The 15,722-nt window shown below is 73.6% G+C and carries 13 protein-coding genes; 5 read left to right on the forward strand and 8 right to left on the reverse strand.

The annotated features are described in order from the left end of the window. Window positions 1-24: 24 nt before the first annotated feature. Complete coding sequence (gene treY, locus ABZ471_RS15050; protein ID WP_359066381.1) at window positions 25-2,394, forward strand: malto-oligosyltrehalose synthase; 2,370 nt, start codon at window positions 25-27, stop codon at window positions 2,392-2,394. Window positions 2,395-2,417: 23 nt separating this feature from the next. On the opposite strand, the gene ABZ471_RS15055 is transcribed toward treY, so the two are convergent. Next, window positions 2,418-2,606 carry a hypothetical protein gene (locus tag ABZ471_RS15055; RefSeq protein ID WP_359066385.1) on the reverse strand — a complete coding sequence of 63 codons (189 nt, stop codon included), beginning with the start codon at window positions 2,604-2,606 and terminating at the stop codon, window positions 2,418-2,420. A gap of 235 nt (window positions 2,607-2,841) precedes the next feature. On the opposite strand from ABZ471_RS15055, the gene ABZ471_RS15060 reads away from it, so the two are divergent. After that, on the forward strand, window positions 2,842-4,092 hold the full coding sequence (locus ABZ471_RS15060; RefSeq protein WP_359066387.1) for a M14 family zinc carboxypeptidase: 1,251 nt from the start codon (window positions 2,842-2,844) through the stop codon (window positions 4,090-4,092). Between the two features lie 82 nt (window positions 4,093-4,174). Here ABZ471_RS15060 and ABZ471_RS15065 read toward each other — a convergent pair whose 3' ends face one another. Continuing rightward, the gene (locus tag ABZ471_RS15065; protein ID WP_359066389.1) at window positions 4,175-4,597 is read right to left on the reverse strand and encodes an SSI family serine proteinase inhibitor; all 423 of its coding nucleotides are present in this window, start codon (window positions 4,595-4,597) and stop codon (window positions 4,175-4,177) included. Between the two features lie 79 nt (window positions 4,598-4,676). Then, complete coding sequence (locus ABZ471_RS15070) at window positions 4,677-5,252, reverse strand: DUF1707 and FHA domain-containing protein (protein ID WP_359066391.1); 576 nt, start codon at window positions 5,250-5,252, stop codon at window positions 4,677-4,679. 174 nt (window positions 5,253-5,426) lie between these two features. Here ABZ471_RS15070 and treZ point away from each other — a divergent pair, with 174 nt between their 5' ends. Continuing rightward, on the forward strand, window positions 5,427-7,172 hold the full coding sequence (treZ, locus tag ABZ471_RS15075; protein WP_359066393.1) for a malto-oligosyltrehalose trehalohydrolase: 1,746 nt from the start codon (window positions 5,427-5,429) through the stop codon (window positions 7,170-7,172). 54 nt (window positions 7,173-7,226) lie between these two features. Here the strand turns inward: treZ and ABZ471_RS15080 are convergent, their stop codons facing one another. The 4 genes from ABZ471_RS15080 to ABZ471_RS15095 all read right to left on the reverse strand — a co-directional run bounded on the left by ABZ471_RS15080 (window position 7,227) and on the right by ABZ471_RS15095 (window position 11,157). Beyond that, on the reverse strand, window positions 7,227-8,171 hold the full coding sequence (locus ABZ471_RS15080) for an aminoglycoside phosphotransferase family protein (protein ID WP_359066395.1): 945 nt from the start codon (window positions 8,169-8,171) through the stop codon (window positions 7,227-7,229). Between the two features lie 53 nt (window positions 8,172-8,224). Further along, window positions 8,225-9,352, reverse strand: coding sequence for an aminopeptidase P family protein (locus tag ABZ471_RS15085; protein ID WP_359066397.1), 1,128 nt, complete (start codon window positions 9,350-9,352; stop codon window positions 8,225-8,227). A gap of 140 nt (window positions 9,353-9,492) precedes the next feature. Next, window positions 9,493-10,056 (reverse strand): PDZ domain-containing protein, encoded by a 564-nt coding sequence (locus ABZ471_RS15090; protein WP_359066399.1) that lies wholly within the window; start codon window positions 10,054-10,056, stop codon window positions 9,493-9,495. A 234-nt stretch (window positions 10,057-10,290) separates the two neighbouring features. Continuing rightward, complete coding sequence (locus tag ABZ471_RS15095; RefSeq protein ID WP_359066401.1) at window positions 10,291-11,157, reverse strand: LysR family transcriptional regulator; 867 nt, start codon at window positions 11,155-11,157, stop codon at window positions 10,291-10,293. A gap of 92 nt (window positions 11,158-11,249) precedes the next feature. On the opposite strand from ABZ471_RS15095, the gene ABZ471_RS15100 reads away from it, so the two are divergent. Continuing rightward, entirely contained in the window at window positions 11,250-11,981 is a 732-nt protein-coding gene (locus ABZ471_RS15100) for a hypothetical protein (protein ID WP_359066403.1), read from the forward strand. Between the two features lie 60 nt (window positions 11,982-12,041). After that, window positions 12,042-13,559, forward strand: coding sequence for a hypothetical protein (locus tag ABZ471_RS15105; protein WP_359066405.1), 1,518 nt, complete (start codon window positions 12,042-12,044; stop codon window positions 13,557-13,559). Here ABZ471_RS15105 and cyc2 read toward each other — a convergent pair. Further along, window positions 13,552-15,714: a germacradienol/geosmin synthase Cyc2 gene (gene cyc2 / locus ABZ471_RS15110; protein WP_359066407.1), complete on the reverse strand. Its 2,163-nt coding sequence runs from the start codon at window positions 15,712-15,714 to the stop codon at window positions 13,552-13,554. The two genes, ABZ471_RS15105 and cyc2, sit on opposite strands and share 8 nt — an antisense overlap. Window positions 15,715-15,722 lie beyond the last annotated feature (8 nt).

Raw genomic sequence — 15,722 nt, forward strand, 5'->3', positions numbered from 1 at the left:
GGCGGGCTGGGTACGTAGGTTTCCATGACCTCTGCGCGACCCGTACCGGGGGTGCCCACGGCCACCTACCGGCTGCAGCTCCAGCCCGCGTTCCCGTTCGCCGCCGCCGGGGCGGCCGTACCGTACCTGGCGTCGCTCGGCGTCTCGCACCTGCACCTGTCGCCCGTCCTCGAGGCCGTCCCGGGCTCCTCGCACGGCTACGACGTCGTGGACCACGCGCGCGTGCGCGAGGAGCTGGGCGGCGAGGAGGGGCTGCGCGCGCTGGCGCACACCGCGCGGGAGCACGGGATGGGCCTGGTGGCGGACATCGTGCCGAACCACATGGCCATGGCACCCCGGCACAACCGCGCCCTGTGGGAGGTGCTGCGCGAGGGACCCGGGTCGCCGTACGCGCGGTGGTTCGACATCGACTGGGAGGCGCAGGGCGGGCGGGTGCTGCTGCCCGTGCTCGGCGGTCCGATCGGCTCGGAACTGGACCACCTCGTGGTCGACGGAGACGTCCTGCGCTACCACGACCACGCCTTCCCGCTCCGCGCGGGCACCGAGGAACTGCCGCTGCCCCGGCTGCTGGACACGCAGTGGTACCGCCCGGTGTGGTGGCGGATGGCCCGCACCGAGCTGAACTACCGGCGCTTCTTCAGCATCTCGGAGCTGATCGGGGTGCGGGTGGAGGACCCGGAGGTGTTCGAGGCCACCCACGCCAAGATCCTCCAGTTGCTGGCGGAGGGCGTGGTCGACGGGCTGCGGATCGACCATCCCGACGGGCTCGCGGACCCGGACGGCTACCTGGAGCGGCTGCACGGGGCGACCGGCGGCCGCTGGACGGTCGTGGAGAAGATCCTCACCGACGGCGAGCACCTGCCGGCCTCCTGGCCCGTCGCGGGCACCACGGGCTACGACGCCCTGCGCCACGTCGACGGCCTGTTCACGGACCGGACGGGCGCGTACGAACTCCTCGGCCGGTACCGGGCGTTCGCGGCGCCGCAGACGGACCGGGGTGGCAACTGGGACGCCACGACACGGCGGGCCGCCTACAAGGTGGTCACGCACGAGCTGGCCGCCGAGACCGACCGGCTCACCCGGGTGACCGCACGGCTGTGCGCCGCCTCCCCGGACCTCTCGCTGCGCGACCGGGCGCCCTGGGCGCTGCGCACGGCCCTGGAGGAGCTGCTGGTCCGGCTGCGCGTGTACCGGCCGTACGCCTCCGGTGACGCGTCCGCCGTCGTCACCGAGGCCGACGCCGAGGAGGCGCGGCTGGCCTTCGTGGTGCCCGAGGAGGCCGAGGCGGTCGACATCGTGCGCCGGCTGCTCGTCGAGGCGCCCGGCGACGCGTCGGTACCGGACCGGGCCGAGCGGGCCGAGTTCCGCGCCCGGTTCGCGCAGACCGCGTCGGCGCTGCGGGCCAAGGCCGTGGAGGACACGGCGTTCTACCGCTATGTGCCGCTGCTGTCGGCGGCAGAGGTGGGCCGCGATCCCGGCGCACCCGGCGTGTCCCCGGAGGACTTCCACGCGTACTGCGCGCGCGTGCAGCGCGACTGGCCGGCCACCGGCACGGTCGTGTCCACCCATGACACCAAGCGCAGCGCCGACGTGCGCGCGGCGCTGGCCGTGCTCAGCGAATGCCCGGACCGGTGGGCGGAGTTGCTCGGCGAGGTGACCCTGCCCGAGGAGGGCGTGCCGGACGGGCAGCTGGCCTGGGCGGCCTGGCAGACGGTGTTCGGGCTGGGTCCGGCCGAGGAGGGCCGGGTCCGGACGGCTCTGCTGAAGCATGTGCGCGAGGCGGGCATGTACACCAGCTGGACGGAGCAGGAGCCGCCGTACGAGGAGGCGGTGGCGGCCTTCGTCGCGGCCGGGCCGTGCGGGCCGCCGGGGGAACGTGTGGCCGCCTTCCGCAAAGCCCTGGAGCCGCACGTCCGGGTGAACGTCCTGGGCACCGCGCTGGTCCATCTGACGATGCCGGGGGTGCCGGACCTGTACCAGGGCACGGAGGGCGAGTACCGGGCGCTGGTGGACCCGGACAACCGGCGGCCCGTGCCGTTTCCCGCGGAGTCGCCCGGCGAGAAGGACGCGCTGACGGCGGCGGCGCTGCGGCTGCGCGCGCGACGCCCCGCCGTCTTCGGCGTGGCGGCGACGTACGGCCCGCTCACCGCGGACGGACCGGCCGCGGAGCACTGTCTGGCGTTCGCGCGCTCCGGTGAGGTGGTGACGGCGGTGACCCGGCTGTCGCTGCGGCTCGCGGAGTCCGGCGGCTGGCGGGAGACACGGCTGGAACTGCCGCCGGGCCGGTGGGCGGACGTGCTGGCGCCGGGGCGGGAGTTCACGGGGCACGCGCGCGTGGCGGACCTTTTCGAGCGGCTGCCGGTGGCGCTGCTGGAGCGGGTCGCCGAGGACTGAGGGGCCGGTGGGCCGGCGTCCGCTCAGCCGGCCTGCGCGGCAGGCACGTCGCAGTCCTCGTACGCCCGGACGGCGGCGGCCGCTCCCGCGGAGGGCCAGGTGGCGCGCAGGAGATCCACGAGGGCTTCGGCACCTCCGGCGGGCGGTACGCGCGCGTGGACGGTCGGGGCACGCCGCCAGGCCCGGTCGGGTGAGGACGAGGCAGTCGGCACGCTGCCGCTGTCCGCCGTCGCCAGGAGGACGGTGCACGGGCAGGGCGACAGGGTGAAGGCCGTCGCGGCCCCGGCGGGCCGCGGCCCGCGCCAGCGGTGAGCCCCCCGGATCACGGCAGCTCGGCCCGGCTCGCGAATGCGTCCGGGCGCCCCCTGGAGCCTCCCGGCCATCTGCTTGACAGTTCACCCACGCCGTGCGGCACTGGGAGAGCGAAGCCGGGCGGACTAATCGGGGGTGAGTCTCCTGCCGGAGCTGCGCTACCCCAGCGTTCCCGAACTGATCGCCTCCGCACGGACATTGGCCGCTCAGGAGCCCGGCCTGTGCTCGCTCAGACAGGTGGGCGTCTCGCGAGCCGGCCGGCCCCTGCACCTGCTGTCGGTGGGACACGCCCGCCGGGCCGTGCTGGTCGTCGCAGGCGCTCACGCCAACGAACCGACGGGCGGCTCCACCCTCCGGGTGCTGGCCGAACGGGTCCTGGCCGAGCGGGAGTTGCGGGCCGGCACCTCCTGGCACTTCCTGCTGTGCGCGGACCCGGACGGCGCCAGCCTGCATGTGACCCCGGCGCCGCGCAGCCTGCTCGACTACCACCACGGCTTCTACCGGCCGACGGGCGCGGAGCAGCCGGAGTGGTCCCCTGCGGTGCTGCCACCGGACCGGCTGCCGCCCGAGACCCTGGCCCTGACCGGGGTGATCGACGAACTGCGCCCCTACCTCCAGGTGACCCTGCACGGCACCGATCTGGGGGGCAGCTGGGTGCAGCTGACGAAGGACGTTCCGGGCCTGGCCGAACCGTTCGCCAAGTCCGCGGCGGAGCTGCACATTCCGGTCGAGACGGGCGCCTCGGACGCCGCGGGCTGGCCGGCCTCGGGGCCCGGGGTGCATGTGATGCCCGGCCCGGAGACGGGCGTCGCGTACCCGAGCCTGCCGGACGACGCACGGCACAGCACCTGGTACCACGCGCACCGCTACGGCGGTCTGACGGCGGTGGTGGAGGTGCCGATGTGGGCCAGCGACCTGGTGGACGACCCGGCGCAGCACCCGGCACCGGCCGCGGCGATGCGGCGCCTGGCGCAGCGGCTGCTGCGGGACTCGCTGGAGGTGGAGGGGGTGCTCGCCGAGGCGCTGCCCCGGCTGGAGGGCGCGGACGGGCCGCTGCTGCGGGCCGCGCAGTGGGCGCTGGAGCTGATCCCGGGCCTCGCACAGGACTGGATCCACACGCCGCCGGCCGGTACGACGATGGCGTACGTCGGCAGTGTGGACGCCTTCGGACGGCGGCTGCCGCTGCGGGCGGCGGCGATGCTGCTGCGGGTGCTGCGGGAGACGGACGACCGGGCGGCGCCCCGGCTGGAGCAGCTCGTCACCTCCTGGTGCGAGGCCTTCGCGGAGCGTTTCAGAGCCCGCTGGGTGCCGCTGGAGAACCAGGTGGAGCACCAGTCCCGGACGGTGCTGGTGGCCGCCCAGCAGGCCCGGGAACGGGCGGCGTGAGGCCTCCACGCCGCCTGCGCCGTGCCTCCTGCGCCGCCCGTGCCATGCCTCCCGCGCCGCCCGTGCCTCCCGGTAGCCGGGCTCAGCGGTCCAGGGCGAACACCGCTCCCGTCCGCGCGCCCATCACGCACTTGCTGGAGTAGGTCTCCTGGTAGTCGACCGGCCGTCCGTTCCACCGCCCGTGCGCGTGGACGGTCACGGGGGCGAAGATCATCGAGCAGAAGACCTTCCTCTGCGGGATGCGTGCGATGTCGCCGTCGGCGGCCTCGAGTTCGGCACAGGCCTCGGCCGCGCGCGCGTACCCCAGGGGCACCGGGTCGCACAGCAGCAGCGTGCCGTGCTGGTCACTGGGCTGGGTCTCGCCGGGGGTGACGGTGAGGTACAGCCAGTTACCGGGAAGGGGAAACGCGTCGCGGGGTGCCGCCTGGGCAGGGCCCGCGGCGAGGAGACCGACGGAAGCCAGCAGGGCGCCGGCGGCCGCTGCCGCTCGGGTGATGTACGTCATTCCCGATCCATCGGCACGGCGGCCCACGTTCCTCAGCCCGACTCACCCGAACGGGACCGTACGGTCCCACGATGGTGCGTCAGTTCGAATGCGGAACGTTGTCCCGGTGCGCCGCGAGCCGGAAGGCGATCCGTCCGAAAGCGACTTGGTCGCCCTCGTGGACCACCACGGCGCCCACCACACGGCGGCCGTTGACCGTGGTGCCGTTGGTGGAGCCGAGGTCCCTGAGGACCCACATGCCGCCCTGGCGGCGGAGTTCGGCGTGCACGCGGGAGACCGTCTCGTGGTTCAGGCGCAGCCCGTTCGCGGGGTCGCGGCCGATGCGCAGCGGATGGCCGCCCGCCGCGTGCGGCAGCAGCAGCTTGGGCAGTCGCTCGGCCTGCCAGGCCCGGCGCAGCCGCACGGTGAAGCCGGATACCGCCTCGACGGTGCCGAGGACCGCGCGGGAGAAACGGTTCTCGCGGGGCAGGTCGGCGGTGAGGACGGCGAGTTCGTCGGCGCGACGCGCGGCCAGGGCAAGTTCCATGCGGCGCACGAACGTGTCGTGCGACAGACGGCCCATGGCGACGCCGTCGCGCAGCACCTGCAGCGCCTTGTCGCGCTCCGCGTCGGACAACCGCGCGGGGTACGTGGGGAACTCGAAGGACGACGTCACGCTGGTGATTGTCGGGCAGTGAACCCCTGGTGTCCAGAAACGGGGGAAACGGTGGCCACGCGCGCGTACGTCCACGACACCTGCCGGGAAAGGCCGTATTCGAAGGCGCATTGATCGCTTTCGCGGCACGATGGACGGGCTACATCACGGTGAGCAGACGAAGGGGAACCGTCCGTGCAGTTCGAGGTGTGGGCACCGCAGACAGAACGTGTGACGCTCCATTGCGACGGCGCCACGCGCCCGTTGGAGCGCGATCCGGACCGCGCCGGATGGTGGACGGGGGAGGCGCGGGCGCGGGACGGCTCGCGATACGGGTTCGCGCTGGACGACGGTCCGGTGCTGCCGGACCCGCGCTCGCGCCGCCAGCCGGACGGCCCGGACGGCCCGAGCGCGGTCGTCGACCACGAGCGGTACGCGTGGCGTGCCGCGTGGGCGGGGCGCGAGCTGCCGGGCACGGTGCTCTACGAGCTGCACGTGGGCACGTACACCCGCGAGGGAACCCTGGACGCGGCCGCCGCGCGCCTGGAGCACCTGGTGGAACTGGGCGTAACCCACGTGGAGTTGATGCCGTTGTGCCCGTTCCCGGGGCGGCACGGGTGGGGGTACGAGGGGGTCTCGTTGTGGGCCGTGCACGAGCCGTACGGCGGCCCCGAGGCATTGAAGCGGTTCGTGGACCGGGCCCACGAACTCGGCCTGGGCGTCGTCCTGGATGTCGTGCACAACCACCTGGGCCCGTCGGGCAACCATCTTCCGCAGTTCGGGCCGTACTTCACGGACACGCACCACACGCCGTGGGGTGCCGCGGTGAACCTGGACGCGCCCGGTTCGGACGAGGTGCGCGCGTATCTGGTGGGCAGCGCGCTGGCGTGGCTGCGGGACTACCGGATCGACGGGCTGCGCCTGGACGCGGTGCACGCACTGCACGACACGCGCGCGTGTCACTTCCTGGAGGAGCTGTCGGCGGCCGTCGACAGCCTGGCCGGCGAGCTGGACCGGCCGCTGTTCCTGATCGCCGAGTCCGACCTGAACAACCCGCGGATCATCACCCCGCGCGCGGAGAACGGCCTCGGGCTGCACGCGCAGTGGAACGACGACTTCCACCACGCCGTGCACACCGCGCTGACCGGCGAGTCCCAGGGCTACTACGCCGACTTCGCGCGCGCTCCCCTCGCCGGGCTCGCCAAGACGCTCACCGGCGGGTACTTCCACGACGGCACGTACTCGGCCTTCCGGGGCCGTGGTCACGGCCGTCCGCTGGACCGGGCGCGCGTGGCCGGGCACCGGTTGCTGGGCTACAGCCAGACCCACGACCAGGTCGGCAACCGCGCGCAGGGGGACCGGCTCTCGGCGCTGCTCTCCCCCGGCCTGCTGGCCTGCGCGGCCACGCTCACGCTGACCGCGCCGTTCACGCCGATGCTGTTCATGGGCGAGGAGTGGGCGGCCGGCACGCCCTGGCAGTTCTTCACCGACCACACGGATCCCGAGCTGGCCGACGCGGTACGGCGGGGCAGGCGGCGGGAGTTCGCCGAGCACGGCTGGGCCGAGGAGGACGTACCGGACCCGCAGGACCCGGCGACCAGGGAGCGGTCCTGCCTCGACTGGTCGGAGCCGGAACGCGAGCCCCACGCGCGCGTGCTGGACTGGTACCGGCGACTGATCGCGCTGCGCCGGGAGCAGCCGGACCTCACCGATCCCGACCTGGCCGACACGAAGGTGGCGTACGACGAGGAGGCGCACTGGCTGGCGTTCCGGCGCGGGGACGTCCGGGTGGCGGTGAACCTGGGCAAGGAGCCGGCGGCGATCCCGCTGGGCACCGGCCGGGTGCAGGTCCTGGCCGCGTGGGATCCGGTCGAGGCCCCGGGCCCGGACGGACTGCTCCAGCTGCCCGGGGAGTCGTGCGTGGTGCTGATCCAGCCCTGAGCCGTGCCCGGCCCGCGATCCGGCATGATCCGCCGGACGTGCCCTAAGGCTGCCCTAAGGCTCCTTCTCGTCGTCCTTGAACTCGGTCACCCGCTCCAGCAGGATCGGCTCCCAGACGCGCCTCAGCTGGGTCCGCAGCAGGGGCAGGGAGCCGGCGGCGCGGCCTTCGAGGTGGTCGGTGAGGCGGATGACGGTGTCGCAGCGGGCGAGCCACAGGCCGCGCAGGCAGGGCCGGGCGCCGTAGCCGGCGAGGGTGGCCGCGCGGACGGCGGCCGGGGAGCCGACCGCGACGGCGAGCCCGGCGATGTCCTCGGCGGGGTCGCCGAGGGCCGCGGCGGTCCAGTCCAGGATGCCGCGGACCCGCCCGTCGGCGCTGACCACCACGTGCTCGCCGGTGAGGCCGTGGTGGGTGAGGACGGCTGTGCCGGGCTGTGCGGCGAGCTGGGCGGCGCCGGGCGGGGTGAGCTGGTGCAGCCGGTCGGCGTCGAACTCGTCGGCGGCGGCGAGCCGTTCGGCCGCGTGCACGGCCATGCGGCGCAGCGCCTCCAGGGAGCGCGGGGCGGTGCGCGGCACACCGAGCGTCTCGGCCTGCCGCGGGGGCACTGCGCGCAGTCCGCTGAGCAGCCCGGCCAGGTCGGCCTCGCCGACGGCGGAGACGTCGTGCTCGTCGGCGGTGCCGCCGGGCAGTTTGCTGTCGAGGGTGTAGGCGAGGCCGGGTGCCCAGTCGCCGTGCGCGACGCTGGTCGGGACGGCGACGGGGATGTGCGGGCGGACCAGGTCGCGCAGGCGCAGTTCCCGGCGGCGGCGGACGGAGGCGGCGTGGTCGGGGGCGAGGCGCAGCACATGGCGGGTGCCGATCCACCAGGTGTGCTCGCGGCCCCCGGCCACGGGCCGGACTTCGAGCCCGCCGGCGCCGTTCGCGGTCTCCTTGCTCTCCTTGAGCAGCGAACGGACCAGTCTGCGGACCGTGTCCGCGGTGGGTGTCGGTGCCTGGGTCATGGGTCGCGCCGTAGCCGTTCCGGGATGTCGTCGAGGGTGTGTCTCCTGGTCTCTCAGTCCACTATGACCATCTCACGGGTGGTGTTGTTGAGGCGGCGGCCGCCGTCCTCGGTCACCGTGACGATGTCCTCGATGCGCACTCCGAAGCGGCCGGGCAGGTAGATGCCGGGCTCCACGGAGAAGCACATCCCGGGCACGAGGGGCTGTACCTCGCCCTCGATCATGTACGGCGGCTCGTGCGTGGTGACGCCGATGCCGTGGCCGGTGCGGTGGATGAAGTACTCGCCGTACCCGGCGTCGGTGATCACCGCGCGGGCGGCGCGGTCGACCTCCTGGCAGGCGACGCCCGGCCGGACGGCCCGGAAGCCGGCCTCCTGGGCGGCGCGCACGATGTCGTGGACCGTGCGCTCCTCCCCGGTCGGCTCGCCGACGTGGACCGTGCGGGTGGTGTCGGAGCCGTAGCCGTCCTTGAGGCCGCCGAAGTCGAGGACGACCATGTCGCCGTCCCGGATGACGCGGTCGCCGACCTCGTGGTGCGGGTTCGCGCCGTTGGGGCCCGAACCGACGATGGTGAAGTCGACCTGGGAGTGCCCGAAGCGGCGCAGCAGGTCGGCGAGGTCGTGGCCGACGTCGGACTCGCGGCGGCCGGCGAAGGGAACCTTGCGGATCTCCTCGAACGTTGCGTCTGCAGCCGCTCCGGCGGCTGCCAGGAGTTCCAGTTCGGCCGCGTCCTTGACGGCGCGCAGCATGGGCAGGGCGTCGGTGAGGGCGGCGTAGGAGGTGCCGGGCAGGGTGCGCTGGAGGCCCAGCAGGTGCATCGCCCAGGTGTTGTCGCTGATGCCGAACCGGCCGCTCTTGTCGAGGAGCGCGGCCGTGACGCCGTAGGGATCCTTGCCGTCGGTCCAGTCGCGCAGGGTGAACGCGGACGCCGCGGCCGCATGCTCGGCGTCCGGGGCCTCCAGGGTGGGGACGACGAGCACGGGATCGTGCCCCGGGGTGAGGACGAGCAGGGTGAGCCGTTCGGTGACCGCGGTGGGCGTGTAGCCGGTCAGCCACACCATGTCCGGTCCCGGTGCCACGAGCAGCCCCGCGAGTCCGGCGTCGGCGGCGGTGTGCGCGGCACGCTCCATACGGGCCCTGTAGTCGTCGGCGGTGAAGGGCGCGGGCGTACTACCGGTCATCCGGGCCTCCGAGCGCGGTCGAGATGGGGGCGAAGCGGTCTCGGGCAGCATCCTGCCCGGCCGGGCAGGGCGGCGCGAGCCGATCGCGGGGTCACGCGCGCGCGGTCCGCGGACAGGGGGCTCGGCATGGGGCCATCTTGTCAGGTCACCACTCCCGGAACGACCGTCAGCTGCTGGTAGCCGCCGCTGGGGTGGCGCACCGTGAGGACCACCGCGGTTCCGGGGCGGGCGTGGGCGACGACTCGGGCCAGGTCGGCGGCCGAGTCGACACGAGCGCCGCCGAACTGCAGCAGGACGTCGCCGCGGACCAGGCCCGCCGTGTAGCCGGGGCCGGGCACATGGACGCCCACCACGAGTGCGCCGGCCTTCTCGGCGTCTACGGCCTCCACGCCCAGGGTCGCGCCGGTCCGGGCCTCGGCGGGGCTCGGGGACGCGGGCGGGGCGGGCGCGGCCGAGGGACTGTGCGGCGGGGTCCGGCTCTGCAACTCGGCGAGTCTGCTCATGCCGATCACCGTGGCGCCGACCGTGCCGATTCCGATGCCGGAGAGCACCAGGAAGGTGCCGGTGAACAGTGCGAACAGCAGGGTCCTGGTCCGCCGGCCGCGTCGGCGCGCGGCGTGCGGGCGCCGGCCCGGGCCGGAAGTGCCGCTCTCCCGCCGTTTCTGACCGGGCATCGGCTTGGGACGCAACGCAGTCTGTTCCATGGTTCGCTCGCCTCCGCCTGGTCCTCTACCCGTGGCACCGGTCCGCGACGTGACACGAACGGGTGAGACTGGCCGGAGCGTGGCCGAGGGTGGTGATGGCCGTCGAGGCGAGCACCCCAAGGCCCCTGCCGAACCGGTACGGCAGGCGGTCACGCCCCGGCCACCACTCACCGGACCGGCACGGCCGTCACGCGGCACCCACCCGCCACCGGACCGACCCCCTCGACACGACCGTCACGCGCCGTAGACCAGTCGCCGGACCAGCTCGGCTGCGGCTCCCCTCGGTGCGCCGCCGTGCACCAGTTCCGTGCGGTGGACGACGCGCGGTGCGGTGAGCGGGACCGCGACCGTGCCCGGGACGCCGGTGGCCGTCGGGCGGGGCAGCAGGGTGAGGCCGTGGCCGGCGGCGGTGAGGGCGGTGAGGGCGCGCAGGTCGGTGCCCTCGTAGCGGAGGGCGGGACGGAAGGCGCCACCGCCGTTGGCGGCGCGCAGATGGGCGAGCGGGAGGGCCGCGTCGGGTGCGTCGAGCCAGCGGGCGTCCGCCAGGTCGCCGAGGCGCAGGCCGGTGCGGCCGGCGAGGGGGTGGCCGGTGGGCAGCAGGACGCTGACGGGCTCCTCGGCTACGCCGTGCGTGGTCAGCGGCGCCACGTCGGGCAGCCGCAGCGGATCGCTGGGGGCGGCGACCCCGTCGACCAGGCCGAGGTCGGCGGTGCCGGTGGCGACGGCGGCCGGGATCGCGTCCCGCGTGAGGACGCGCAGGGTCACGCCGGCGGCCGGGAGCGCGGCGAGGACGGCAGGGCCGAGGGCGGTCGGTGCGGCGGCGAGGGTCAGGCCGTGCGCGGGCGCTGCGGCCATGCGAACGACGTCGGCGCGGGCCGCGTCCAGGCGCAGCAGCAGCGGGCCCGCGTGCTCCAGGAGGCGTTCGCCCGCCGCGGTGGGTGTGACGGGCCGCCGGGTGAGCAGGGGCGCTCCGAGGTCCTGTTCGAGGGCGGCGATGTGCTGGGACACCGCTGACTGGGTGTAGCCCAGCTCGCGCGCGGCCTCGGAGAAGGAGGCGCGGCGCGCCACGGTGACGTACGTGCGCAGCAGGTGCGGGTCCATGCGGAACAGGATCCCACTCCATCAGCAACCCTTATCGACCGTGCAGAAATCATCGTTGGACGTGAACCACGGGTCCGCCCAGGATGAACGGCATGACGAACACCGCAGCTCACACCGCCACACTGGCCCTCGTCGGGGATCGCTCCCCCAACGTCGTCTCGCACACCCGCATCCCGCTCCTGCTGGACGCCCTCGCCGAACGCGACCGGCTGGTCCTGGACGCCTACTGGATTCCGTCCGAGGACGCGGAGGCCGAGGGTGCGGTGCGGGGCTTCGACGCCGTGTGGGTGCTGCCGGGGAGCCCGTACCGCAGTGAGGCGGGCATCCTCGCGGCCGTCCGCACCGCGCGCGGGGAGGGCATTCCGTTCCTGGGCACGTGCGGCGGCTTCCAGCACGCGCTCCTGGAGTTCGCCCGCAGCGTGTGCGGACTGACCCGGGCGGCGCACGCCGAGAACGACCCCGGCGCCGAGGACCCGCTCATCGAACCGCTGGCCTGTTCGCTGGTGGGTCACGAGGCCGCGGTGGCCATCGAGCCGGGCTCGCTGGCCGAGTCGGTGATCGGCTCGGCGCGCACGGTCGAACGGTACTTCTGCGCGTACGGTCCCTCCCGCCATCTCGACACGCTCCGCGGACACGGCCTGCGGTTCTCCGGGCACGACGAGGCCGGGCAGGTGCGGGTGGCCGAACTGCCGGGTCACCCCTTCTTCCTGGCCACGCTGTTCCAGCCGGAGCTGTCCGGGGACGGCTCGCGTCCGCACCCCGTCGTACGGGCGCTGGCGCGGGCGGCGGTCGAACACGCCGCGAGGGTGCGCCAGTCGGCCTGAACCGACCGCCACCGCACCGCCGGCGCCTCGCTGTCAGTGGCGGCTGTTACGTTCGGTGACATGACCGATCACGCCCTGCGGCTGCTCAGGCAGCACCGGCATCTCGCCGTGCTGGCCGCGTTCCCTTTCGACTTCGACCTGGACCGCGCCGCCGGCGGCCACGTCGAACCGGTCCGCCTGGCCTCCGGCGGACCGCTGGAGGTGGTCGCGGGCGACGACACCGGCGGCACGTACTTCCTGTGCGCCGACGGCTCGATGCTGTACGCCGACTCGGAGGGCTCCGCGGGGATCATCGGGACGAGCGCGGACGAGGCGCTGGAGATCGTGATCGGCCTGCCCGGCTGGCACGACTACGTGGGCCTGTCGCCGGCGGACGGCACGGAGGCGATCCTCGCGCAGGTGGCCGAGACCGAGGAGGAGATCCGCGAGTCCTACGGCATCGACGCCGAGCGTGCCGAACTGCGCGCCGCACTGGGCTTTCCCGAGCGGTCCCCGGTCGAGCTGATCGGCATGCTGCACGCGGCACTCCTGCGCACCGAGCCCGACCACGTGCTGCTCAACGCCGAGGAGGGCATGGCCTACCACCTGCTCGACGAGCACCCTCGCCCGCCGTTGTGGGAGCCGGCCCTGGAGCGCGGCCGGGCCGATCTCGCCCGGCTGCGCGCCGGAGACCCGACCGTGGCCGACGATCCGGTACGGCGCCGACTGGTGCTGCGGGCGGCCCAGTTCGACCGCTCGGACGCCGACCTGTCGCTGCTCCGGCAGCTGCTGCGCCGTGAGGCGGAGTCGTCGATGACCGACGAACTGCGGCTGGCCGCCGTCCTGGTGGGCCTGCACGGAGACCCGGCGGATCTGCCGCTGCTGCACGAGGTGCGCGACACGGACTTCGACACATGGTGCGGCCTGGGCGGAATACCGGAACGGGACGCGGACGGTCCGGCGTTGCACCACTGGGCCGAGGAGCTGGACGCCTCGCTGTTCGGCACGGACCCGGCCGACGAACCGCTGTCGACGTGGACGGACCTGGCCGCGGCCCAGGGGCTCACCGAACTCGCCCGGGTCACCCTGATCCGCCGGCTGGACGCCGTCACCATGGACCAGAGCCTGCTGCGGCGGCCCGGCGCCCCCGCCGGACTCGATCCGTCCCCGCTGTACTCCCTGGCCTTCGACTTCGAGCACCTGGGCGATCCCGAGCAGGCACTGCGCGCCCGGCGCCTGTACACCGCGCTGCAGGAGACGGCCCGGGACCGGGTATCGGCCCGGCGGGACCAGGCCCGCCTGGAGCGCGAGACGGGTCGGCTGCTCCCGGCCGCGCGGAGCCTGGCCGCCCTCCGCGCCACGCTGGACGCTCCGGGCGACGACTCCCTCGCGCACTGGCGCGGGGTGAACCTCGGCCGGTTCATCGCCCAGGAACACTACGCACTGGCCCGCGCCCTGGCCGACGCGGACCTCACCGAGGAAGCCCGCGCCGTCCTGGCGGGCGGTGACGCGATACGCGGCGAACTGCGCGGAGCGGCCGTGAAGGGACTGGACGAACTCGCCGCGGAGGTGGCCGAGCGGATCGCGGACGTCAGCTGACCAGCTGCACGGGGGCCGGGGCCCGGTCTGGCAGGAAGCCGTGGGCGCGGCGGGCGAGGTAGGGGGCCTTGTAACGCTCGACCTCCCGGTGCCAGTGCAGGATTCCCGCGAGCCAGTTCTGCAGGTCGGCCACGTAGTTCCCCATGCCCTCGCGCGCCTCGGCCGACAGGCCGAAGTCGTCGTACAGCACCGGCAGTTCGTGGCTGATGATGTGCTCGAACTGCTGCATGCGCTGGGTCATCAGGTCGTGGACGACGCCGAGCGCGGCCGGATAGTCGCAGCCGAAGAAGTTCTGCACGACGAGGACCCCGTTGTGCATCTCCCCCTCGTACTCGATCTCCTTCTGGTACGAGAAGACGTCGTTCGTCAGGCACGCGTAGTCCACGGCGGCGTTCTCCAGCGCCTGGACGGGGCCGCTGCGGTAGACCTCCGGCGGGACGGCGGGTCCCTGACCCATGCGGCACAGGCTGAGGGTGAGGTCGGAGCCGAAGGTGGCGCGGCGCATCTCCAGGTAGTCGACCGGATCGGGGACACGGTTCTGGAGCTGGTTGGACAGCTCCCACACCCAGCTCTCGGTCATCTTGTCGACCGAGTCGCGCAGGGTGCGGCGCTGGTCGGAGGTCATGCCGGCGGTGGTGCGTGCCCACAGGTCGATCAGGCCGCGTTCCATGCCGTTGACGGGGACGACGGGTGCCGACTCGCCGTCGACGGGCATGCAGGCCGACAGGCGGGCGGTGCTCAGCCGGGCGGCGGCCAGGTCGCGGCGGCCTCCGAAGACCAGCGGGTAGTAGTCGTCGCCGTAGGTGCCCCAGGCGAGCCAGTGGGCACTGAGGTCGAGGGCCTCCGGTGTGGCGTCCGGGTCGAGTCCGGCCGAGCACAGCGGGAGATCGCAGGCGGCCAGCTTGTCCTCGTCCCAGACGCCCTCCTCCAGCATGCCCATGCGGTGCATCCACGCCGTCAGACGGGGGCGGCAGGCCTCCAGATGCGGGCTCAGCTCGACCTCGTAGGGCATGTGGAAGTCGGGCAGCAACGACGGGCCGACCTTCTGGAAGGGCACGTGCGCGTACGCCCTCAGGCGTTCCGCGGCGGCCGAGGCGAGCAGCGCGCCGACGTCGGCGGCGGAGGTGCCGGGACCGGTCAGCTTCTGCCAGGGCGCGGCGGTGGCGGCACCCTTGTTCATGTAGCGGCTGGAGCGCAGGTGCCACTCGTGGCCGCCGGACTGCCAGTCCTGAAGTCCCTTGGTGTAGGCGGCCACCGCGGCGGCCTCGTCGGGCCTGAGCCCCTTCTCCAGGGCGACGGCGGGCACTTCGGTGAGCGCGGTGTGCTCGAACTGGTGCAGGCGCGAGGTGAGGATGTCGTTGACGGTCTCGGCGGCCTCCTGGGTGGTGCAGCCGAAGAAGGTCTCCAGCACGAGCACGCCGTTGCTGTTCTCGCCCTCCTCCTCAACCTCCCGCTGGTAGGAGAAGAGGTCGTTGCGCAGGTGGACCGCGTCGGAGAACGTCTCCATGAGCACCCTGAGCGGGCGGGTCCCGGCGACGGCGGCGGGCACCTCGGCGGTCGCGTACTCCACGAGCCCCGACGACCAGGGGGCCCCGCCCACCTTGCGGCGCATCTCGATGTACTCGACCGGGTTGGCGATCCGCCCCTCGTTGATGTTGGACAGCTCCCACATGGACTCGTTGAGCAGATGCTCGGTGGCGACGGAGAAGCGCCGGCGCCAGTCGACGGACATCGACGGAACCGTGCGTCTCCACAGGTCGGCGAGGCCCGCCTCCACCGGGTTCTCCGGTTCGGGCATCGGCGTCGCGGGGTCCAGCGGCATGAAGAGAGGCAGGCGGTCCAGATGGGCCTTTCCTGCGGCGCGGTCCTGGGTCCGCTTGTACATGTCCAGGAAGTGGTCGTCGAAGAAGAACACCCACACGTACCAGTCGGTGATCAGCGAGAGGGCCGGTCCGTCGCAGTCGGGGTGGGTGTAGGCGCACAGAAGCCCGTAGTCGTGAGCCTCCAGGTCGGCCTGCTCCCAGACACCGGAGCCCTCCAGCATGCCCATCTCGCGCGCCCACACCGTCGAGTGGGCGCGCGCCTCGTCGACATGCGGGTTGAGCCGCGCGGGATACGACATGTAGAAGTGCGGGAGTTCGAACGGCTGCGTCATGCCGGAGG

This window comes from Streptomyces sp. NPDC005728 (assembly GCF_040630895.1).
Classification (GTDB): Bacteria; Actinomycetota; Actinomycetes; order Streptomycetales; family Streptomycetaceae; genus Streptomyces.